At 45.2% G+C, this 22839-nt stretch carries 24 protein-coding genes; 9 read left to right on the plus strand and 15 right to left on the minus strand.

Annotated features, from left to right (window positions below):
- Positions 1–116 precede the first annotated feature (116 nt).
- From potC to potA, 3 genes are read right to left on the minus strand one after another with little or no spacing between them, the layout of a single operon-like run.
- On the minus strand, positions 117–887 hold the full coding sequence (gene potC / locus HLM86_RS16865) for a spermidine/putrescine ABC transporter permease PotC (protein ID WP_076587835.1): 771 nt from the start codon (positions 885–887) through the stop codon (positions 117–119).
- Complete coding sequence (gene potB / locus HLM86_RS16870) at positions 887–1747, minus strand: spermidine/putrescine ABC transporter permease PotB (RefSeq protein WP_170883369.1); 861 nt, start codon at positions 1745–1747, stop codon at positions 887–889. Before potB ends, potC begins: the two co-directional genes overlap by 1 nt.
- Positions 1728–2861: a spermidine/putrescine ABC transporter ATP-binding protein PotA gene (gene potA / locus HLM86_RS16875; protein ID WP_076587839.1), complete on the minus strand. Its 1134-nt coding sequence runs from the start codon at positions 2859–2861 to the stop codon at positions 1728–1730. The genes potB and potA overlap by 20 nt, the downstream gene beginning before the upstream one ends.
- A 338-nt stretch (positions 2862–3199) precedes the next feature.
- On the opposite strand from potA, the gene HLM86_RS16880 reads away from it, so the two are divergent.
- From HLM86_RS16880 to HLM86_RS16890, 3 genes are read left to right on the plus strand one after another with little or no spacing between them, the layout of a single operon-like run.
- Positions 3200–4009, plus strand: coding sequence for a DUF2189 domain-containing protein (locus tag HLM86_RS16880; RefSeq protein WP_170883367.1), 810 nt, complete (start codon positions 3200–3202; stop codon positions 4007–4009).
- A complete protein-coding gene (locus HLM86_RS16885; RefSeq protein WP_076587844.1) occupies positions 4002–4841 on the plus strand; it encodes a glucosaminidase domain-containing protein in 840 nt (279 codons plus the stop codon). Before HLM86_RS16880 ends, HLM86_RS16885 begins: the two co-directional genes overlap by 8 nt.
- Positions 4842–4846: 5 nt before the next feature.
- Positions 4847–5500 carry a DUF2987 domain-containing protein gene (locus HLM86_RS16890; protein ID WP_170883365.1) on the plus strand — a complete coding sequence of 218 codons (654 nt, stop codon included), beginning with the start codon at positions 4847–4849 and terminating at the stop codon, positions 5498–5500.
- Positions 5501–5551: 51 nt separating this feature from the next.
- Here the strand turns inward: HLM86_RS16890 and ttcA are convergent, their stop codons facing one another.
- The 11 genes from ttcA to ccoN all read right to left on the minus strand — a co-directional run bounded on the left by ttcA (position 5552) and on the right by ccoN (position 15509).
- Entirely contained in the window at positions 5552–6484 is a 933-nt protein-coding gene (ttcA, locus tag HLM86_RS16895) for a tRNA 2-thiocytidine(32) synthetase TtcA (RefSeq protein WP_076587848.1), read from the minus strand.
- Positions 6485–6591: 107 nt separating this feature from the next.
- A complete protein-coding gene (gene uspE, locus HLM86_RS16900; protein WP_170883363.1) occupies positions 6592–7539 on the minus strand; it encodes a universal stress protein UspE in 948 nt (315 codons plus the stop codon).
- A gap of 129 nt (positions 7540–7668) precedes the next feature.
- Entirely contained in the window at positions 7669–8418 is a 750-nt protein-coding gene (gene fnr / locus HLM86_RS16905; RefSeq protein WP_076587853.1) for a fumarate/nitrate reduction transcriptional regulator Fnr, read from the minus strand.
- A gap of 83 nt (positions 8419–8501) precedes the next feature.
- Positions 8502–9173: a sulfite exporter TauE/SafE family protein gene (locus tag HLM86_RS16910; RefSeq protein WP_170883361.1), complete on the minus strand. Its 672-nt coding sequence runs from the start codon at positions 9171–9173 to the stop codon at positions 8502–8504.
- On the minus strand, positions 9170–9334 hold the full coding sequence (gene ccoS, locus HLM86_RS16915; protein WP_076587857.1) for a cbb3-type cytochrome oxidase assembly protein CcoS: 165 nt from the start codon (positions 9332–9334) through the stop codon (positions 9170–9172). The genes HLM86_RS16910 and ccoS overlap by 4 nt, the downstream gene beginning before the upstream one ends.
- Before the next feature lies 1 nt (position 9335).
- Complete coding sequence (locus tag HLM86_RS16920) at positions 9336–11708, minus strand: heavy metal translocating P-type ATPase (protein ID WP_170883359.1); 2373 nt, start codon at positions 11706–11708, stop codon at positions 9336–9338.
- A 7-nt stretch (positions 11709–11715) separates the two neighbouring features.
- Entirely contained in the window at positions 11716–12195 is a 480-nt protein-coding gene (locus HLM86_RS16925) for a FixH family protein (RefSeq protein WP_076587861.1), read from the minus strand.
- Between the two features lie 83 nt (positions 12196–12278).
- Positions 12279–13259, minus strand: a complete 981-nt coding sequence (gene ccoP, locus HLM86_RS16930) for a cytochrome-c oxidase, cbb3-type subunit III (RefSeq protein WP_076587863.1) — start codon at positions 13257–13259, stop codon at positions 12279–12281.
- Positions 13256–13432, minus strand: coding sequence for a cbb3-type cytochrome oxidase subunit 3 (locus tag HLM86_RS16935; protein ID WP_076587865.1), 177 nt, complete (start codon positions 13430–13432; stop codon positions 13256–13258). Before HLM86_RS16935 ends, ccoP begins: the two co-directional genes overlap by 4 nt.
- A 15-nt stretch (positions 13433–13447) precedes the next feature.
- The gene (ccoO, locus tag HLM86_RS16940) at positions 13448–14068 is read right to left on the minus strand and encodes a cytochrome-c oxidase, cbb3-type subunit II (RefSeq protein ID WP_076587868.1); all 621 of its coding nucleotides are present in this window, start codon (positions 14066–14068) and stop codon (positions 13448–13450) included.
- A gap of 13 nt (positions 14069–14081) precedes the next feature.
- On the minus strand, positions 14082–15509 hold the full coding sequence (ccoN, locus tag HLM86_RS16945; protein ID WP_076587871.1) for a cytochrome-c oxidase, cbb3-type subunit I: 1428 nt from the start codon (positions 15507–15509) through the stop codon (positions 14082–14084).
- Between the two features lie 258 nt (positions 15510–15767).
- Here ccoN and HLM86_RS16950 point away from each other — a divergent pair, with 258 nt between their 5' ends.
- The 6 genes from HLM86_RS16950 (at position 15768) to HLM86_RS16975 (ending at position 19891) form a co-directional block, all read left to right on the plus strand.
- Positions 15768–16124 carry a hypothetical protein gene (locus HLM86_RS16950; RefSeq protein WP_076587873.1) on the plus strand — a complete coding sequence of 119 codons (357 nt, stop codon included), beginning with the start codon at positions 15768–15770 and terminating at the stop codon, positions 16122–16124.
- Positions 16125–16344: 220 nt separating this feature from the next.
- Positions 16345–16995 (plus strand): type III secretion system export apparatus subunit SctR, encoded by a 651-nt coding sequence (sctR, locus tag HLM86_RS16955; RefSeq protein WP_076587875.1) that lies wholly within the window; start codon positions 16345–16347, stop codon positions 16993–16995.
- A complete protein-coding gene (locus tag HLM86_RS16960) occupies positions 16992–17261 on the plus strand; it encodes an EscS/YscS/HrcS family type III secretion system export apparatus protein (protein WP_076587878.1) in 270 nt (89 codons plus the stop codon). Before sctR ends, HLM86_RS16960 begins: the two co-directional genes overlap by 4 nt.
- Positions 17262–18044 (plus strand): type III secretion system export apparatus subunit SctT, encoded by a 783-nt coding sequence (gene sctT / locus HLM86_RS16965; RefSeq protein ID WP_076587880.1) that lies wholly within the window; start codon positions 17262–17264, stop codon positions 18042–18044. It abuts the gene before it with no gap.
- Positions 18045–18047: 3 nt separating this feature from the next.
- Positions 18048–19106 carry an EscU/YscU/HrcU family type III secretion system export apparatus switch protein gene (locus HLM86_RS16970; RefSeq protein ID WP_076587882.1) on the plus strand — a complete coding sequence of 353 codons (1059 nt, stop codon included), beginning with the start codon at positions 18048–18050 and terminating at the stop codon, positions 19104–19106.
- Between the two features lie 140 nt (positions 19107–19246).
- Entirely contained in the window at positions 19247–19891 is a 645-nt protein-coding gene (locus HLM86_RS16975) for a two component system response regulator (protein ID WP_170883357.1), read from the plus strand.
- Between the two features lie 46 nt (positions 19892–19937).
- Here HLM86_RS16975 and HLM86_RS16980 read toward each other — a convergent pair whose 3' ends face one another.
- Positions 19938–22712: a two component system sensor kinase gene (locus HLM86_RS16980; RefSeq protein WP_170883355.1), complete on the minus strand. Its 2775-nt coding sequence runs from the start codon at positions 22710–22712 to the stop codon at positions 19938–19940.
- Positions 22713–22839 lie beyond the last annotated feature (127 nt).

Here is a 22839-nt window from a genome sequence, read left to right on the forward strand (position 1 = left end):
ATAAATACAATGCCCATCATTATGATAAGCGGTTCATAATAAATTATACCAGTCAATACTCGCAATGGGCACTAAATGATGCCCATATTGATTCGATAAATAGACGATATCGGATTCTAATGGACTTTGTCTCTCGCCAGTGTCTGCGATACCGCCACAAGAACTAAAGAGACGATTAACATGACGGTGGCGAGCGCGTTGACTTCTGGAGAAATACCGACTTTCACCATTGAGTAAATCTTCAGAGGCAATATTTCGTAACCAGGCCCAGTGACAAAAGAGCTGATAATGACATCATCAAGAGACAAGGTGAAACTGAGTAACCAGCCCGCTGCGACGGCAGGTTTTGCCAAGGGTAAAACAATGCTCTTTATTATCACCCATTCTGTCGCGCCAAGATCTTTAGCGGCTTCGAGCATCTTTACGTCAAAACCGCTAAGGCGGCTATAAACTGTGATGACAACGAAGGGCAGACAGAAGGTAATATGTGCGATCAACAGTGTGAAAAAGCCAAGCTGTGCTCCGATCACCAAGAATAGAGCCAGAAGAGAAATGGCCATTACGATATCAGGAGACATCATCACCACGAACAGCATTCCGTTCACAAGACCTTTGCCTTTGAACGAGTAACGAAAAAGGGCGATGGCTGATAGACTGCCTATGATGGTGGCAGCGGTTGCGGAAAAGATCGCAATAGACAAAGAGTGCCAAGCGGCCTGCATCAGGCTGTCATTATTGAGTAGGTCTTGGTACCACTTGGTCGTAAAGCCTCCCCATTTCATGCCAAATTTGTTGGCATTGAATGAATTGACGATCAATACGATGATCGGGAGATACAAGAAGGCATAAACCAGCGACATAAAGCCTAGTCTTAGAGTTCTTCCCATTAGTTGAACTCCACTCGTTTATTCATAAGTTTACCGGCTCGATAATAAGCAAAAAGCATAATGGCCATTGCGGCTGTCAGAGCAATACTGGTCGCGGCGCCAAATGGCCAATCTCGTGTATTGAGAACCTGACTCTTAATGACGTTACCGATCAGTAAGTTTTTGGCGCCTCCTAGCAAGTCGGCAACATAAAACATGCCTAAAGCGGGTAGAAGGACGAGTAAGCACCCTCCAATGATACCTGGTATCGTGAGCGGGAAAATGACCTTAATAAACGTTTGATACTTATTTGCACCTAAGTCTTTTGCTGCCTCGATGTAAGTGCGGTCAAGCTTTTCAATCGCAGAATACAAAGGCAGAATCATAAAGGGCAGAAGAATGTATACCAAGCCAATCATGACGGCGGTTTCGGTGTACATCAGCCGTATAGGCTTATCTATGATGCCAATGGTCAGCAAGGATTTGTTTAAAATACCTTGAGTGCCTAACACGATTTTTAAGCCATATGTACGGATAAGCGAATTGGTCCAGAAAGGGACGATCACCAAAAAGAGCATGATAGGCCGCCACTTTTTAGGCATCTTGGCAACGGAATAGGCAAAGGGATAACCAATGGCCAGACAAAGCAGCGTCGCGATGATGGCCATGTAGAAAGAATGCAAAAGCACTTTTGCATAAAGTGGATCGATCAGGCGTAGGTAGTTATCCAGAGTGAACGTCAGTTCAATGAGATGCGCTTCATCTCGGGTCAGAAAACTGGTGCCAACGATCATCAGATTGGGTACTAACACAAACAGAGCAAGCCATCCCACAATGAGGGCTATGATGGCATTTTGTAGATTACACTTCTTGCGTATCATGCAATACCACCTCCCAGCTCTCAACCCAGGTAATGGCCACTTTTTGCCCAAGTGAATGATCGACATCTGGGTCATCTTCGTTAAAGAACTCACTCACCATTACTCTAAGGCCTGATTCAAGTGTCACGACAGAATCAAGCGTCATACCTTTATAGGTGCGCTCGATAACATGGCCGACGATGCCTTTTTGTTCTGACTCTTTGATTTCCTCTAGGCGTAAATCTTCAGGGCGAAGAAGAACCTGAAGTTTATCACCTGAGTGAACCGGTTGGTGGTAATAGACAACAGAATCCACCCCCTCAATCTCGGCCCGAATGCGTTTTTCGTCGATACGCTCAATAACATTGGCCTTAAAGACGTTGATTTCGCCAATAAAACGCGCAACGAAGAGATTTTGGGGTTCTTCATAGATCTCCCGTGGTGAGCCATCTTGTTCTATAACGCCATCTCGCATTACGATGATACGGTCCGACATTGACAAGGCCTCTTCTTGATCGTGGGTAACGAAAATGAAGGTAATACCTAGTTGACGCTGGAGCTGCTTAAGCTCAATTTGCATTTGCTTGCGAAGTTTATAATCCAGTGCAGACAGCGATTCATCAAGTAAAAGCACTTTAGGCTTGTTGACCACGGCACGAGCAATGGCGATTCGTTGTTGCTGACCACCTGAAAGTTGATGGGGCTTGCGTGCTGCCATATGGTCAAGGCGAACCATTCGCAATGATTCCATCACTCGTGGTTCGATCTCTGCCGATGGGATTTTTTGCATTCGTAGCCCAAATGCGACGTTATCAAACACGGTCATATGAGGAAATAAAGCGTAGCTTTGGAATACAGTGTTGACATGACGTTGCTCGGCAGGGATTTGAGTGACATTATGGTCACCAAGAATAATCTCGCCACTGTCGGCGGTTTCAAAACCGGCAATCATTCGTAAAACAGTGGTTTTTCCGCAACCTGAGGGACCTAGAATGGTCAAGAATTCACCATGATTCACATCGAGGTTAAGGTTGCCGATGATTTGCTTTCCATCAAAACTCTTGCTGAGGCCAGTTAAACGAATAACGGGTTGCTCTACATATTGTTTAGCGTTCAACGTCTGTTTTTCTCCCACACTAAATTGGCTGATAAGAATATTGGATTAGAATCGCGAATCATAATCATCACACGGGCCAAATTAAAGGACTTTATGACGCTTACACTCAAAAATTTTAAGGTCACACATAAACGGCGAGGAATAAGCCGGCTCATCCCTCCAATTTGAATCGGTTTCGGTGAGGACAATGCGCTTGTTTCGTTACGATGATTTCACTAAAGTCGCGATGAAACGGGGTGCATTATGGATTTAATTTGGTGTTTATAACGCTTCCAGTATAATGTAAGAATGTCGTAATATATCACTTCAACAATAAGTTAGCGCAGTTGTACGTTGGCTAGGTACCGGATTACAGAATGAGTAATGAGACAGAAAAAGACTTCAACCTAGGTGGGAGTATTGAGCGTGCACTATCAGGTGACTATGAGCTCAAAGCAGTGGATGTACTGAAGGAGGCTTGGGAACTGACAACGAAAAACTTTTTCTCGTTTTTGCCTGCTACTATTTTACTTCTAGCGGTGCAGTTATTGATTGTGTACGTGGCCTTGACCCTACAATTGGATGACCTTAACCAACTAGTGACGCTCGTGGACAACCCAGATGAAGCGAAGCTGCAACAATTCATGCAAATTGTCTTGGTGGCGAGTTCCAGTTATAAAATTATTAGCGCGCCAATTTTTGCCGGTGTGATGTTAATGGCATTAAGTCACACCGTGGGATTACCCACTAAGCTTCAGGATATGACCAAGGGCCTTCAGTATACGATACCGATCATTGTTGCGACATCCTTGAGCTTATCTGTGCAATGGGTGTTGGGCGCTCTTATTCCGTTTATTACCTTGTATTTATCATTGGCATTCAGTAATGCGCTGCTACTTATTTGTGACAAACAAGTCTCACCCGCTCAGTCGTTGCTACTTTCACTTAGGGCGGCAAACAAGAAAATCATAAGCTTGGCTGGTATCTACTTGGCGATTACACTTATGTTCGTTGTTGGTGCACTGCCCTATGGTTTGGGGTTAGTCTTTGTTATCCCATTTTATTTTCACGCTAAAGGGATTATTTACCGAGAAATGTTTGGCACTAAGCTTACCGCTGCGGTGATAGGAAAACCTAAAGGCAAGGATGACGACAATGACGATAATTCACAATTGTTCAATGCGTAAAACAGAGCTTCTTGCTCTTATTGTAACGGGCTTGGTGGCCAGTTGGAGTTTTTGGGTCTTTGAGAAAGAACAGGATAAAGAGAGTACCAAGCCGTCGCCGACCAAAGACTACGCGCTGTCATTTGAGGGTTGGCGAGTAGAAAAGGCACCGAACTTTGCCACGATGACTAATGTGACGGAAAAGAAACGAGCATTTTTTGATTACCTTCGCCCAGGTGTGGCTTTTGAAAACAAACGTATTCTGGAAGAGAGACGCCAGTTGGAAAGCATTCAGCGCAGCTTAAAAGCGGGCAGTGTGTCTCGTGCAGAACGGCGGGAAGCCGCGCGCTTGGCAGCACGTTATGATGTCGAGCTGGATACTTCGGGGATAACACAGTCATGGCTTGATCAAATGCTTCATCGAGTAGAAATGATCCCTGAAGCTCTTGTTTTGGTTCAGGGAGCGAATGAATCGGCGTGGGGAACTTCCCGCTTTGCTCTGCAAGCCAATAATTACTTCGGACAGTGGTGCTACAGTGTCGGGTGTGGCTTAGTCCCCCTTTTGCGTGGTGAAGGCATGACCCACGAAGTGGCGAAATTTGATTCTGTTCAGCAATCTATTCACGGCTATTTCATGAATGTTAATCGTAATCGAGCTTATGAGGAACTGCGTGAAATTCGTTATCAACGTTATCTTAGTGGTCAAAGCCTGACCAATACGGGGGCGGCCCTTGCATTGACGGAGGGTTTGCTGAAATACTCTGAACGAGGTGAGGCGTATGTCAAGGACTTACAGGCGATGATCAGGCACAATCAGTCTTTCTGGGACAAAACACCAAATAAAAATAAGTAGTAATAATGAAGAAACAATCTTTAGCCCTGCTCACTTTGATGGCGACAGTGGCATTGCCCATTCATGCTCAAGAGTATATGTTCACGTATTCCAAGCTTTACACACAACTTAAGCAAAATGAGAAGCAAGGCCATCAAGACGTTAAAGTGGGTTTCTTTTTTCTCAATGCTGAAACCAAATCGAATTGTGTGATTGAAAAGGCATGGATGGAAAAAGAAGCGCATTATGAACAGCTCAAAACTTCCCCTTACCATGAAGTCTTAGTGCCATTAGACAGCAATCTAAAGTCAGCGAACCCTTTGGTCTTTGTCAGAACCCCAGTCAATCAACGTTGTGATTTTTCGATGGTTGTTATGACAAAGGACCCGCTAGAGGGGGTTGTCGCGTATGCTGAGATTGAAAGATTGATGCCTCAAATGCAAACGATGTTGGAAGATCTTGGGGGAATGTTTGCCAGTTGGTTCACCCCAGACGTCGAGGGTGTGACGTTAGAGTTTTCGAACAACTTAAATGCTTCGGTTCAGTTTTCCAATGGGCAAACGAAACCGATTATTGACGGAAAAGTACAAATATCACTGGCTGAGATTGGTCGTGGAGGAACGATGAGCTTGCCGCAAAAGACGGCTCGTGTGCTTCCTTTTCTGCCGAAAGCAAAGTGATGTTGACTCATGCCAAACAGAAAGGGCCGCTTCTGCGACCCTTTACCTTATCTAAATATTAGTGACATTAAGCTGTAGACTTGGTTCAAACTCTTGGACTAAGCCTTCATCGAACACGGCTTGATTTGGCATCTCTTCTTTATCAAAGCCGATGTCTCCGCCATCAATCACCCCTGAATCTTTATCGATAGACTTAAAATCAAATAGCTGATGATCCGCCATGTGACTGGGAACGACGTTTTGCATGGCTCTGAACATGGACTCGATGCGTCCCGGAAAGCGTTTATCCCAATCGTTAAGCATGTGCTTAATGTTTTGACGCTGCAAATTTGGCTGAGAGCCACACAAGTTACAAGGAATGATAGGGTAGTCGCGCATTGCAGAGAACTTGATAATATCTTTTTCACGGCAGTAGGCGAGAGGGCGAATAACGACATGTTCACCATTATCAGACACAAGTTTAGGTGGCATCCCTTTCATTTTACCGCCATGAAACATATTGAGGAAAAGCGTTTCGAGAATATCGTCACGATGATGCCCTAACGCAATTTTTGTTGCGCCCAACTCTTTGGCTGTACGATAAAGTATTCCGCGTCGAAGCCTAGAGCATAGCGAGCACGTTGTTTTTCCTTCTGGAACTTTATCGACGACAATCGAATAGGTATCTTCTTCGACAACTTGATATTCAACCCCCAAAGACTCGAGGTATTCAGGGAGAACGTGCTCGGGAAATCCTGGCTGTTTCTGATCGAGGTTAACCGCAATAAGGGAAAAATGAATCGGAGCACTTTTTTGCAAACTCATGAGAATATCAAGCATGGTATAGCTATCTTTTCCACCTGATAGGCAGACCATGATTCGATCACCGTCTTCGATCATGTTGAAATCTTGGATTGCCTGACCAGTATTACGGCGAATACGCTTTTGTAGCTTGTTGAAATTATATTGCTGAGCCTTGTTAAGCTCTTGAGTTTGCTCTGTCATTTTATTGCAGTCTTAACCATTCATGAACCAAAATGAAGTGGGTATGATACGGATAATTGACTCAGATACCAGCTATAAAGCCAGAAGAGAACAAAAAAACGCAATAGTCACTTAGCATTTACTGGGTCCAAAGGGCTAACATAGCCCGGAGGTTTAAGTGCCAGAACATCACAATTAATTTTGTCAATCACATGCTCGGCGGTGTTACCAATAAACACCGCGGATAAACCGGCGCGTCCCGTGGTGCCGATAATGACCATGCCAGCGTTGAGTTCTTGGGTTAAGGCGGGGATAACATCCTCCGGTAATCCTTGCTGTACACGGGTTTGTTCTTCTCCGTATCCGTGTTTCTGACGCAATGCTTTCATTGCAGAAAGGTGATGCCCACGAACCGCATCGCTGTATGTCGTTGGGTCAAACTCAGGAAGTTCAATAGTGATGTTAGCGGGGGTAATAGGGTAGGCGTTAACCAGATAGGGCTTCGCTTCTAACCGTTCAGATAAACTGTTCATCTGCTCAACCAAGACATCATTGAGAGCAAGGTGGGTGTCATTTTCTGAGCCTACGTGTACAGAAGCCAATATGCTCGATTGTTCCGGCCAGTCAGCATGCTTAACGAGCAGCACTGGGCAAGGGCACTTGCGGAGCAAATGCCAATCTGTGGGGGTAAAAATGACGGACTCCAAGGTGTCATGTTTACGGGTTCCTTTGATGACAATATCATGTTCTCCGGAATAAACCTCTGAGGTGATTGCTTCGTAAGGTCTATTGTGCCATATAACCTTGCATTCAAAATCTATATCATCACTGAGGTGTGTCTTCGCAACTTTTTTAAGCCACTCTTCACGTTGACCAATGACACCTTGCCGCATGGCGTTACGCTCATCGACGGATAGCATGGATGTCATGTCATAGGAGAAATCATAAATAGATAAAAAGAACGTAACTTTACTGCGTGAGCGGCTTTTTTTAGCAAGCTGCATAGCTCGAGTCAGGGCAGGTTGCTCGTCTCGATTGATGTCAGCAACCACTAGGATCCTATTATAAATGCTCATATGAACTCCTTGGAATTGAGTCGAGTATATGATTAATGTAGCGCAGCTAAGCGAAAAATATTAGAAAAATAGTGAGTAGTGTCAAAAAAGTATGACGCAGCTCAGGTTTGAGCTACGTCATTGAAATTATTAGGGTTGTAAAGAAACGCCAGCCAATTCCATGAGATCATTATGATTAAGTATAGTGATGTATTTGCCTTTGACGCTGATGAGTTCCGCCTTTTGAAAACGGCCCAGAAGACGAGAGATAGTTTCGACAGTCAAACCTAGGTAATTCCCGATGTCGCCACGTGTCATCGTTAGACGAAACTCACGTTGACTGAATCCGCGTTGCGAGAATCGAGTGGCAAGATTGTAAAGAAATGCGGCGAGACGTTCTTCTGCGTTTTTCTTCGATAAAAGCAAGATCATATCCTGATCGCCCTTAATTTCATTACTCATCAGACGCATCATTTGCTGACGAAGTTTGGGCATTCTACCGGACAAATCATCGAGCGTTTCATATGGGATTTCACACACCATCGATGTTTCTAGCGCTTGCGCGAAACTCGGGTGAACATCGCCTGTAATGGCATCAAAGCCGACCAAGTCACCGGCAAGATGGAACGCTGTGATCTGTTCATCGCCTTGTTCTGTAATGGTATAGCTCTTGAGGGTACCAGATCGAATTGCATAGAGTGATTTAAGCTCATCACCTGCTTTAAAAAGCTCTTGGCCTTTTTGGATTGGTTTCTTGCGCTCTATAATCTCATCGAGCTGATCAAGTTCAGAGTCGTTTAAAGTGAAAGGGATGCAGAGTTGACTAATGCTGCAATCTTGGCAGTGAATGGTACAGCCGCCGGAATTGACACGTTTTGTGGACAATTTATCTGTAATCATAACGACCTTCAGGAAGGGTTCTCAACCAAACTTTAGCTTCCATTATACGCGAAGTCTTGTGAAAAGCGATGCCTTATAGACTCTCAAATGAGAGACAAAAGTAAGAGGGCGCCATAACCTGTATAGAGACCATAAGTGAGCAGTAGGAGGGCCCCCAAGTTGCGAAAGATTTTTGACTTCTGAATGTGGTGCAGAGACGAGGCACCAAACCCCATCATCAGCATGGCAGGAAGGGTTCCAAGCCCAAATGCAAACATGATCAATGCGCCATCTAACGCACTCCCCGACACGGCCGACCAGGTTAAAGTGGAATAAACAAGACCGCAAGGCAACCAACCCCACACAAAGCCAAAGGGCAGCGCGTGCAGCGGCGATTTGAGTGGCAGGAGAGATTGACCGGCAGGGGAGATAAACCGCCAAAGCTTTTTCCCCCACCTTTCTATGTAGACAAGACCTTGCCACCAGCGGCCAATGTAACAAGCCAGTAAAACCATAAAGAGCGCGGCGGCCAGTCTCAGCCATACGAGAGCGCCATTGAGTGCACCGATTTGGGTTATCGTCGAAACGGTGCCGCCAACAAGAGCCCCGATGAAAGAATAACTTAAGAGCCGGCCGAGATTATAAAAAATGGGAACGAGCTTAGAGTGTTCTTTCTGACCAAGGCTCAGAACTGAAGCAATACCGCCACACATTCCCATGCAATGACCCGCGCCGATAAGTCCTACGAGTAGGGCACCCAACCAATCTGTCGTCATTTGGGTGTGTTCTCATCATTTTTCTCTTCATCAAAGAGGATATTGTGGCCTTGGCGTTCGAGATCTTCAAACTGATCACTTTTCACTGCCCAGAGGAAAATAGCGATAGCAACACCGACTAAAACGATCGCAATGGGGATTAAAATATAAAGGCTTTCCATGTTAGTGACCTTTTTGTTTGAGCAAGCGAAGAGAATTAGACACGACAATGATGGAGCTCGCGGACATGCCCACCACCGCGAAGTAGGGAGCCACCAATCCTGCCACAGCTAAAGGCAAAATTAGAAGGTTATAACCGAGCGACCAAACCAAATTTTCACGAATGATTTTTCGCGTTCGTAATGCGAGCTTTCTCGCTTCGAGTATACGGTCTAACTTGTCGCCCAACAACACCATGTCGGCAGATGCTTTAGCGACGTCAGTGCCTCCTCCCATCGCCACAGAGAGGTGGGCACCGGCGAGGGTTGGTGCATCGTTAATGCCATCACCCAACATCATCGTCACCGATTTTTGGTCGAGCCCATGGAGATAATTCAACTTGTCGTGAGGTTTTGCGCCGGCCACCACGTTATCGATTCCAATTGTCTGGGCGACTTTGTCTGCGTTCGATTGACTATCACCGGTGAGCAGGGTGACTTCGATACCAGCTTGTTGGAAGCGATGAATAAAATCCTGTGCTTCAGCACGAATTGGATCTTGATAGGTAAAGGTGGCCATATGTTGACCATCAATCGCTAGATACACGGAATTTGGCACGGACAGTGTTTCTTCCTGCAAAATAAAACGCGCGCTGCCGATGGCGACGGTTTTATTATTAAACGTCCCGCGAATACCAGAGCCGATAATGTTTTCAACGTCTGAGACGGTATAGTCGTCACATTTATATGGCTTGAACGCTTTGGCAAGTGGGTGGTTTGCGTGAGATTCGAGTGCGGCAGCGAGACCTAACGCTGTTTCATCGTTCATATCCTGAAAAGTGGACACCTGATTGATTTCAATATCACCGTGAGTGAGTGTCCCAGTTTTATCAACAATCAAATGGTTCACTTTACATAAGGTTTCAAACACGTGTCCTTTGCGTAACAAAATCCCGAGTTCCCCCATCCGCGATGTCGCGCTGGTTAAAGCGGTGGGTGTTGCCAGTGATAAGGCGCAAGGGCAAGTCGCCACCAAAACCGACAGCAGAATCCAGAAAGCATCATCAGGGTTATTCTGATGCCAGTAAAGCCAAGTCGCAGACGCCACCGTTAAAATAATCGCGACAAAATACCGTGCGACGACATCCGCAATTTGCGCGATCTTCGGTTTTGACAGCTGAGCTTCATCCTGGAGGCGAACAATATTGGAAATCATCGAATCAGCTTTAGTCGACATCACTTGTAATTCGAACGATTCTTCGCCATTTAGCGTTCCAGCAAAGACACTGTCATCAACGTTTTTAACGACGGGGACAGACTCGCCCGTGAGCATGGATTCATCAATATGGACACGTCCGCGGATGATGTGACCGTCCGCAGGAATATGCTCTCCTGGTAACACTCGAATTTGGTCGCCGAGCTTCAATGATCTGACGGGGACTTGCTTTCCGTCGAGCGTAGTGGCGATGGCAGGGACGAGCTTAAGTAAGTTACCACTGGCTGCGGCCGCCTTGCGACGCGCGCGCATTTCTAGGAAACGACCGACTAATAAAAAAAAGGCAAACATAGAAATCGATTCGAAGAACACCTCACCGGTTTCTGTCACGGTGGCGATGACACTCGCACAGTAGGCAAAAATCATGGCAATGGAGACAGGAACATCCATTCCCAATGTTCGACTTCGAATACTGCGCCAAGCGTTGAGATAAAAAGGCAAGGCGGAATACAACATCACAGGGGTAGCGAATATCAAGCTTACCCAACGGAAGTAATGTTTAAATTCAGGCTCTAAATCGCCGAAAACTTCTAAGTACAGCGCCACAGCCAGCATCATGACCTGCATGGTGGCCAAACCTGCGATGCCGAGCCGATAAAGGTATTGTTTCATCGACTCGTGGTAGGCCGCTTCCTGTTGGTCTGCTTCAAATGGAGCGGCTTTGTAACCAATTTTGTGGATGCTTGCCAAAAGCTCACTCAGCTTGGTCTGAGACGAATCCCAAGCAAGAAGTGCCCGGTTCGTTGTGGTATTGACACGAATCGATATCACGCCGTGTCGTGCTGACACTTGTTTCTCAATCAACCAGGCGCAAGCGGCACAGGAGACGCCTTCTAGTGACAGTGTCACTTCTGATTTGTGTTGCGTGTGTCGCACAAACTCTGACTGGACGTCCTGATTGTCATAGTGGATAAGGGCCTGCAGCTGTTCCGGAACGAGATTCACTTTTTCTGCGGAGGTGGTTCGGTACTGGTAATATGAGACTAATCCACTGTCAATAATGGTTTGAGCAACGGTTTCGCAGCCCGGACAACACATGGGTCTGACTGCACCCAAAATCTCAACTTGAAAATCGGTGTTGTTGGGCACATCTTCACCACAGTGATAGCAGGTTTCACTCATAGAGGGACTAATTCTTCAATTCAGCGGCTGACAATAAGGGAAAAGTAACACGGCCTTGCAGTAGCCACTGTTCATCGTGAGGAGCCATCTCGATAAACCATGGCCCTTGAAGCGTGTCGTTCAGCGATAGACGGTATTGACCTTGTGCATCAGAGGTTAATAGTTGGCTGAAATCACGGTCAGGCAATGTACGATGCGCAAACATCACATTGATCGCGGGATAGTGCTCTAACTGACCTTTATCGAATTGTATAAGAATATCATTGTCTTGTGACAGGAGGTGTGCTTTTAATCCAAGGCTTTGTGCCACCTTGATCTTAGACATATCAATGTTGATTGCTTTCCCTTTTTTATAGTAATCCTCTGTCACTAAAGAAACGGAGTTATTAGAAAATACAATCACGGTGATCAGCGTCCAAACCACCACCGTCAAAGGCAGGATAATCAGAAACCAGGGCCAAAATTGCTTATACCAAGGCTTTACCATAAAAAAGTTCTCGAATTCAAAAAGAAAAGTAGGCTAAATTTAGCGAAAAGACAGCCCCTCTGAAAGGGGCTGTTATTGAAGTGTTACTCTTTATCAGAGTTGCTCAAGCTCCATACGTAAGCAGAAACGAGTTGAATTTTGTCTTCACCTAGAATGTCTTTCCAAGCGGGCATCACACCAGAACGGCCATTCATAACGGTTTCCATGACGTCGGCACGAGTGCCGCCAAACAACCAATCTTTATCAGTGAGGTCAGGCGCGCCTACTGCTGGGTTGCCTTTTCCATCCGTACCGTGACAAGCGGCACAAACGACAAAGCGTGCTTTACCTGCTTGTGCTTCACGAGCATTGACTGAACGTCCAGATAGACTCAAGGTATAACTAACCACTTCTTTAACACCCTGTTCACCAAGCGCGTCCTTCCATGCTGGCATCTGACCAACACGGCCATGCATCAGCGTGGTAACAATCGCCTCAGGCTCTCCGCCATATAACCATGCATCGTCTGTCAGATTAGGAAACCCTTTCTGACCGCGAGCATCGGAGCCATGACATTGAGAACAGTTTTGCAAAAATAGCCGTTGACCGACCTTCACCGCGTTTTCATCCGCTGCTATTTCTGGAATAGGGCGCAGTTGGTCAGTGCCTTCCACGTGAGCAAGCTTCTTAAAGGCCTTGCCGAAATACGCATCAGCATCATCCAATTCTTTCGCATATTGCACCAACTGTTTATTCTGTTGAGCATTCGCGATTGATTGCCTAGATTCTTCCAACGAGGTCACCGTCTGATCAGAACTTTGCCAGCCGAGTAAACCTTTGAAGCTTCCCATACCCGGATAAAGTGCAAAATAGACGGCAGCGAATACAAAAGTACTCACGAACAGGTAGGTCCACCACTTGGGTAGAGGATTGTTAAGCTCACGAATACCATCGTATTCATGGCCCATATCCGCACCTTCTTCCACCCCTGTTTTATCTTTCAGGCACCATGACAATATAGCGGCGCAGCCAACGAGCGTGCCCAATGTAATGATGATTATCCAAAGACTCCAAAATGTCGTCATTGTTTCGTCTCTCCTTGTTCTTTTGAGGGCGCTTGCTCTTCATCGGCAAAAACAAGGTTTGCGGCTTCATCAAAGCGAGCTTTACGACTTTTGCCGTATGCCCACCACACCACTCCTATAAAGCACACGAAAAGCACAATGGTCCAGATACTGTGAATTGTACCAATGTCCATAATGTCACCCCTTTATTACTTCATTGCATGACCAAGAGACTGAAGGTAGGCGATGATGGCTTCCATCTCGGTTTTACCTTCTACATCTTTAGACGCACTTGCGATTTGTTCATCAGTATATGGAACACCAAACTGATTGCGGAAGATTTCAAGCTTTTTCTGAGTGTCCTTGCCGTCCAGAACGTTTTCAGCGAGCCATGGGAAACCGGGCATGTTCGACTCGGGAACCAGCTCTCGCGGGTTTAGCAAGTGAACACGATGCCATTCATCCGAATAACGTCCGCCGACACGAGCCAAATCTGGCCCTGTGCGTTTCGAACCCCATAGGAATGGGTGTTCCCAGACACTCTCTCCTGCTACAGAGTAATGTCCGTAGCGTTCGGTCTCAGAGCGGAATGGACGCACCATTTGGCTGTGACAAACATTACAGCCTTCACGGACATAGATGTCACGACCTTCAAGCTCAAGCGCCGAGTATGGGCGCAAGTTTTCCAGCGGCTCAGTGGTTTGCTTTTGGAATATGAGAGGGGTGATTTCAACCAGCGCCCCAAGACTTATCGCAAACACAATAAAAATCGCTAGCAGACCGACATTGCGCTCAATAAGTTCGTGGCGATTGTTAGAATTAGAACTCATTCTTTAAATCTCCTTAAGCCGGCTGCGGGATAGCTTTGAGGCTATCTTTTGGTGCAGATACTGTTTTATACGTGTTGTACGCCATTAGGAACATACCTGTAAGGAAAATGAAACCACCCAAGAAACGAACAAAGTAGAATGGGTATGAAGCCTGAACAGATTCAACGAAACTGTAAGTCAGTGTACCGTCTGAGTTTACGGCACGCCACATCAGACCTTGCATCACACCAGAAATCCACATGGCGACGATATACAGAACGGTACCGATTGTGGCTAACCAGAAGTGGGTGTTGATAAGACCAACGGAATACATGCGCTCTTGGCCAAATAGGCGAGGAACCAAATGATAAACGGAACCGATCGAAACCATCGCAACCCAACCCAATGCGCCGGAGTGAACATGACCAATCGTCCAATCAGTGTAGTGAGATAGTGCATTAACCGTTTTGATTGACATCATAGGGCCTTCAAACGTCGACATACCGTAGAAAGACAGCGAGACAATCAGGAAGCGTAAAATAGGGTCATATCGTAGCTTATGCCATGCACCTGATAGGGTCATAATACCGTTTATCATTCCCCCCCAAGACGGCGCGAACAGCACCAGAGACATGACCATGCCGACCGATTGAGTCCAATCAGGAAGAGCGGTGTAATGAAGGTGGTGTGGACCCGCCCAGATGTAGAGCGAGATAAGAGCCCAGAAGTGAACAATAGATAGACGGTAAGAATAAACAGGGCGTTCAGCTTGTTTTGGGACAAAGTAATACATCATACCAAGGAAGCCTGCTGTTAACAGAAATCCAACGGCGTTGTGACCATACCACCACTGTACCATGGCATCGACCGCTCCTGAATAAATCGAATAGGATTTACCAAGGCTGACTGGGATCACCATACTGTTCACGATATGAAGAACGGCGACGGTGATAATGAAGGCTCCGAAGAACCAGTTCGCGACATAAATATGCGATGTCTTCCGCTTCACCAGGGTTCCAAAGAACACCACGGCGTAAGAGACCCACACGATTGCGATTGCGATATCAATCGGCCATTCTAGCTCCGCGTATTCCTTACCTGACGTAAAACCTAACGGCAGAGTAATCGCGGCAGCCAAAATGATGGCTTGCCAACCCCAGAAGGTGAAGGCAACAAGAGGTCCACCAAATAAACGTGTTTGACAGGTACGCTGAACAACGTAATAAGACGTTGCAAACAGGGCACTAGTACCAAACGCAAAGATCACTGCATTGGTATGCAGAGGTCGCAGACGACTGTAAGTCAACCACGGCGTATCAAAGTTTAGCTGTGGCCAAACTAATTGAGCGGCAATCAAAACACCAACGCCCATACCGACAATACCCCACAAAATTGTGACAAGGGTAAATTGACGAACGACCGTATAATTGTAGTTTTGTTCTAGCTGCTTTTCTTGGCTCATTTGCATGCTTCCAATTTTTAATTAACTACACTTTACTTCCAACACGACACATGTCGTAATGCCACCCAAATCTTGAAGAAAAAGCTTCCGAAACGGTCGGATAAATCTTCTTGCCGATTTTAATAAAAAAGTGGCATTTTCAGACGCCAATTATACTGCAATTAACAATTCAATGACAGGGAAGTAACCTTACACTTGTTCAGGTTTTGACCTTTTATTTTAAAACTTTGAAGTTTGTTACATGGAGAACTCAACCGAATGGCTGCCGTTAAACTCACCAAAGGGCGTTTTGCTCAAATAATCATCATGTTATCCCTGCTAATTACAGTGTTTATGTGGCGCACTATGTCCTATAAACACCCAATACATGTGGTCTGCGAAATGAAACCAACTTGTACGTTTATTGTTAATGATAGTCCCATCACTGTGACATTGAAAGGGACAAAATTGATGGTTCAAAAACCATCGGGGAACTGGCACTTAAATAGCCCAAATTTGCCGTTTAGCTCGATGGATAATGCAAACAATTGGCAGGTTGATATTACGCCAATTAATGACGTCAAATTTACGCTACAAGACAAGGAAAAAGTGTTTAATGTCAGCGTCAAATTCTAACAATAAATCTTGAATACATCGATAACATTAAAATTAAATTAACTTGCGGATTTATAAACTATTTTTAATGTTTTAGCCTTGTGATTACGCTTTATATCGAGGTGACAAATGAAGCCTAGCGGCGTTATTTGTCATTTCGATGCTATCTCAGGTCATGACCTGATACACCTTCTCTGATACCTGATGCAAACTAACATCGAAATCATAGTTGGAGTTAAACATGGCCTTAATGGATAATCCGATTCAACTTATCGTTGTTTTGTTTTGTATGTCTTTGCTTCCATTATTTGCGGTGATGGGAACGTCGTTTTTGAAGTTGTCTATCGTGCTATCGATGGTGAGAAACGCACTAGGCATTCAGCAGATACCACCCAATATGGCGATTTATGGGCTAGCGCTTATTTTGACTATGTTTACCATGGCGCCAGTCGGGTTAGCCATTCGTGATAACCTTGCCGCTCACCCCATCGATTGGGCTTCTCCCGATTTGTTTACTCAGATCAGTAGTCAAGTTCTTGCGCCTTACCAACATTTCTTAAGTCAGAATACAAGTGATTCCCAAATCCAGTTCTTCTCTGAAATAGGGCACAAAGTTTGGCCTGAGCAATACCAAAAAGAGTTGTCGGGTGACTCTATGCTGGTCATGCTTCCTGCTTTTACTATGAGCCAATTGATTGAAGCCTTCAAGATCGGTTTTATCCTATATCTGCCGTTTATTGCTATTGACCTTATTGTCTCGAATATCTTGCTAGCAATGGGAATGATGATGGTTTCACCGATGACAATCGCGCTCCCATTCAAACTCCTTGTCTTTATTCTGATGGGAGGGTGGGAGAAACTGATTGGTCAACTGGTGGTGTCTTTCTCATGAATGAAGCCATTATTATCCACTTTACCTCTGAGCTGCTGTGGTTGGTGTTAATTCTATCCCTACCTGTCGTGGTGGTTGCCTCTGTCGTGGGCATCATGGTGAGTTTGTTCCAAGCCTTGACTCAGATTCAAGATCAGTCATTGCAGTTTTTGATCAAGCTGGTTGCGGTCTGTATTACCTTGGCAGTGAGTTACCACTGGATGGGGACAACACTCTTAAATTATTCGGGTTTAGCGTTTGACCAAATAGGTAACATGGGAGGCTGAATGGATAGCCTGATGCAATATGTCCCCATTTTGGCACTCTGTATGAGCCGACCTCTAGGCATGATGATCATACTGCCATTGTTTAAAGGTGGGGCGATGGGAAGTGGTTTGATTCGTCATTCGTTGGTCTTGATGTTTGCCTTGCCTATTATTCCTATGATGCAGGCGCAACCGATTGATTTTGCAACACTGCCGATGACGAGCCTCGTTGCCATTTATGCGGGAGAGTTGTTGATCGGCGTGATTCTCGGTTTCTGTGCAGCGATTCCGTTTTGGGCGATTGATATGGCAGGTTTTGTTATCGACACCATGCGTGGCGCGTCAATGTCAAACGTACTGAACCCGCTCATGGGGATGCAGTCGTCGATTTTTGGCATGTTCTTCACACAGGTACTTAGCGTTTTGTTTTTGGTCACAGGAGGGTTCAATGCGCTTCTGACGGCCCTGTATCAGTCTTACAGTGTCTTGCCACCATATTCTTCACTGTCGTTCAATCAAGAGTTATTAGCGTTTATTAATCAGCAATGGCAAATGATGTGTGACATGTGTTTGAGCTTTGCCCTACCGGCGATGGTCGTCATGATTATGGTCGACGTTGCACTTGGTCTTGTGAACCGTTCTGTCGAGCAACTCAATGTATTCTTCTTATCCATGCCGATTAAAAGTATTCTCGTTGTTTTCTTACTCCTAGTCAGTATGCAGTTTGCGTTATCTCATTACCTTGAAAGTATTGAGCTCTTTGAAAGTCATGTCTCAACCTTGTTCCTGTTGCTTAAGGGATAAATAATGGCAGAGAAAACCGAAAAACCTACCCAGAAGCGCCTGCAAGATGCTCGCAAAAAAGGCCAGGTGATAAAAAGTGCTGAAATTGTCACTGGCTTTCAGATGGCGGTTATCCTCAGTTACTTTATTGTCGAGGGGCAAGGGCTTCTTGAGGCGATCTGGAAAATGATCGATATCGCCATCGGCGCCATAAATATGCCGATCAAATTAGCCAGTCAGATGGTGATTGCGGCGTTTGTGTATATTTTGATTCGCTTCATTGCAGGATTGGCGTTTATCCTGATCGTGACAGTCGCCTTTAGCTGCCTCGTACAAACAGGGCCTGTCTGGGCATCTGAAAGCCTGATCCCCAGTTTTAAAAAGATCAATGTTCTTGAAAATGCTAAGCAGATATTTTCAATGAAAAGCCTGTTTCAATTGTTCAAAAATATGGCGAAGATTCTTGTGCTTAGTTTGGTTTTTTATTACCTCTTAGACAAACACGTCAATATTTTTCAGTATCTGCCGACGTGTGGTGCAGAATGCGGTGTAACGGTCACGTTTACTCTGATTAAATGGCTTTGGGGCGCTTTTTTGTTGTGTTATGTGGTGTTTTCTGCTGCGGATTATGCGTTTGTCCATTTCCAAACGATGAAGCAACTCAAAATGTCAAAAGACGATACGAAGCAAGAGTATAAGCAAACTGAAGGTAATCCAGAAGTTAAGCAAAAGAGGCGTGAGTTACAAAGAGAAACAGCCAATGGGTCGCTGGCCGCTAGTGTTAAAAAATCGACGGTTGTTGTCCGGAACCCAACACATATTGCGGTCTGTCTGCATTATGACCCTAATGAAACGCCGTTGCCTGTTGTTCTCGATAAAGCTAAGGAACACATGGCGTTGCATGTTGTCGACCTCGCTGAAAAGAACGGGATACCTTTGGTCGAAAATATTCCGTTGGCTAGGGCTTTATTCAAGCAGGTTGAGCCCGGGCAAGTGATCCCTGAATCCTTATTTGAGCCAGTTGCCGAGTTACTTAGAGTCGTAATGAACGTCTCTTATGACGAGGGTGGCGATGATAATTGAGAATGTTTGTCAATAAAATGAAAAACATTCTTGATTACTTCACGTTCGATGTTAGATTAAATATCAATAACATCAATTAATTCGTTGCTGTATGGTTTTACTAAACTATAGTTATGCGACTGTGACGTGGGGTAATCGCGATGTCTTTTGGAGAGTATTCTCATCTCAAAATCTTAGTCGTTGACGATCATGACTTAATATTTGATGGTTTAAAAAGTTGCTTAGCACCGTACCCCAATTTGGACATTGTTGGTTTTGTGACAGATGGACTTGCCGTTTACGAACAATGCCTTAAACATCAACCACATTTGGTGTTTATGGATCTAAATTTGCCGGGAATGTCAGGGGTTGAAGCTATCCGTCAGTTACGTAAACGCTGGCCAGATATGATGGTTATTGTGTTGACGGCTTCGGAAGAAGAGCGAAAAGCACGTGAAGCGCTGGATGCTGGCGCTAACGGATATGTGCTTAAGAACGGGTCAAAGAGTACCTTACTTGCGGCGGTTAAAAGTGTCAGTCGAGGAAAACGTTTTGTTGATCCTGCGTTGGATGCGAAACACATCGAAGCGCTCTCAGGTGTTGATGAGGGAGATATTCCTGTTTTGACACCTCGAGAGAAACAGGTACTCAAGCTCATTTTTGAAGGAAAACGTAACCGCGACATAGCGGAATCACTATTGATTGGGTTAAAAACAGTGGAAACGCACAGAATGAATATTATGCGTAAGCTGGACGCTCATAACGTCGCCGATTTGATGAAGTGGGCCCAACGTATGGGCGTTTAGTCTAATATTAAGCAACCCTATTCAGTGATATTGAATAGGGTTATATTCAACTCTGATCATCAATTAATGCCTCAAGTAAAGGATCAAGTTCGTCGGCCTGTATTCTATTGTTGTGTTCGAGCGCTTCCTCCAGTTCCGCCGCCAGCGTTGAAATATGATGTAGCCCTGCCAACCCAGCGCTTCCTTTGACATTATGGAGCACATCCTTAAGTTTATCCCAACGTTGCGTGGATAGGTGTTCTTTTGCGGCGCAGGCCATATCATCAAAATGATTGGAAAGCCTATTCGTAAACTCGCTTTCTGAGAAGTCCATAATAGGGGTATCGGATTGAGTGTTGACCTCTGGTTGCATATCTCTATCTATTTGCAGATCAGCGGCATTGTCCAGTGCTTTCGCCAAATCTTTCAAGGAGACAGGTTTGGTAAGATAACCATTCATCAGGTGCATTGATTTATCATGCTCTGAGTGATTAGCGTTAGCGGTGAGCGCTACAATGGGGCAATCTGTGTCGAGAATCGTCTCACTGTCACGCCATTGTTGCGTCGCTTGATAACCATCCATTCCTGGCATTCTTATGTCCATTAAAACCAAATCAAAGACTTGGCTTTCCCCTATTTTTAGCCCCGCTTCACCACTGTTGCAGCAAACCACTTCTTGCCCGAGTTCCAGCAACATTTTACTGATAATATCGCGATTCGTTTCCACGTCATCGACGAGCAGAATCTTGAGCTTCCACGGCAGCATTTCACTGGCGCGAACAACCGGTGTTTCTGTGGATATACCGTGCTGGAGTTCGTATAAACGTTTCCATAAACGCCAAGGAAGATAATTGAGTTCAAGACTCGTCAAAGCCCCAAGGTTATGTTCGGTACATGTCCCACCCCAAAGTTCAATTTGTGTATGAAGGTTTTTTGGCGCTGCAATGACCTCCTTGGTGAGTCTCAAACGCATACCTGGTTCAATCAAAGGCAGTCGGAAAATGAAGGTAGAACCGACACCCAAGGTACTTTTAACGTCTAATTCTCCCCCCATAATCGTCGCCAGTTTGCGAGAGATAGGAAGACCCAGTCCAGTCCCCACTTGATGTCGAGAAGATTGTCTGAATGGCATGAAAATTTCATCAAGTTTATGTTCAGCAATGCCTGCCCCCGTGTCTTCTACCGTGAACGTCAATATGTCATTAATGCTCTCGATATAAATGCAAATGTGCCCTTTTTCTGTGAATTTGGCAGCATTTCCAAGCAGATTGACTAACACTTGGCGAACCCGAAGGGCATCAAATGTGCTGCTTTCCGGAATGGTGTCAGTGACAATGGTCTTCAGCTCAACGGGTTTATTGACCAGATTTGATTGTATGGTCAGCATCGCTTCATCCACGACTTTAAGCAGGAGGTTATTCTGTAAATTCAGGTCTATTTGATCGGCCTCAATCCTTGAAAAATCGAGGAGGTTGTTAATGATCCCGAGTAGTGATTTTGCACAGGTATAAGCGGTATTTCTTAAATCTGCCTGCTGGGTTGTCAGTTCTGTGTTTCTCAGTAACTCTAAAGCGCCAGTAATGCCATTGAGGGGAGTGCGAAGTTCGTGACTGATATTGGTGAGATGTTCACTTTTTCGTGCTGTCGCTTTCTCCGCGACCTGTTTGGCATGGGCCAATTCTACCGTTCGTTGCTCAACCTTAGATTCGAGGTCGTCATAACTTGTTTTAATGGTATCAAGCAACATATTGTAAGCGCGAGCGATATCACCGAGCTCATCTTTCCTTGATTCGGGTAAGCGTCTAGAGAAGGTGGGTTGAACATCACTCTTTATGATTGAAACGAAATTTCTGATCGTTTCAGCAAGAGATTTCCATAAGATCAAGAGCATCAGAAGAATCATGATGGCAAAGGAAAAGAGTGACCATTTCAGTTCATTGAAAAACGGGGCGAAGGCTCTTTTCTCGATTCTTGATTTTGGGATCATGGAGATTTGGAGCCATTCAGGCCCACCAATGAATTTGGTCACCACATAATAGTGATTCAACTCGAGTAATTCAGGCACATCTTTGATTTTTTCAGTTGAGAATAGTTGGACGTATAATTCTTCGAGAGTTTGTTCGTCTGGGGCCGGCTGTCCTTGAAAGGGGACAAAGCCTTCTCGGGTCAGAAATAGATTGTGGTCGCCTTTGTTATAAACATTGGACACCGTGACGGTATCTTGAATATCGATGGCGAAACCAACTTGGCGCGCCGAGTGATCATCGGGATCCAACGTATAACTCAGCAACACATAAACACTGCCTCTCAGCGGATCGTATTGAGGGTCGCTCCAGCGGAAACCTTCATTGGTGGGTAACTTGGACAATTCTACGATTTCATCCACACGCTGTTGAATGCGAGTGCGCTCTATTTCAGAAGCTGCATAAATAGAGACTTGCTTATCAGGTTCAATAATAAAGCTGTCCACATAGCGTTGTTGTCCTGCGATCCCAAAGGTTTGGAGAGCCCAAAGTTGGTTCCGTTCGATTGGGCTATCACCGTCTTTGAGGTTAAATTGACTGGCGACCAACTCTGCGTTGGGCGCGACAACCATGGTATTAAATTGCTGTAGCTGTTGTTCCAACTGGAGCGTATCGTCCATGGCTTGGATAAAAAGGCTGCGGTTGACCTGAGCGCGAATTTCGCCAATCTGATCATAACTTTTTAGGGTTTGCTTTAAGGTGCCAGTGTAGGTGTTATCAAAGGCATTGATTTGAATCAGGACCCACAACCCGATAAAAACGGAAATGAAAGCGATCGTCAGCTTGGTGACGAGTGAAGAATTCCAACGTGTTTTCATGCCTACTCCTGACATTCTCTTATCGGTGCTTGCCCATCTACCTTAGCTCGAAGAAGCCCTTTAAATCTATCTTTTCTCGAAAGTCATTCATCAAACGATTGCATTTATGTGTGACTAAGGTGTTCAC

It is taken from the genome of Vibrio ostreicida, from assembly GCF_013074385.2.
Classification (GTDB): Bacteria; Pseudomonadota; Gammaproteobacteria; order Enterobacterales; family Vibrionaceae; genus Vibrio; species Vibrio ostreicida.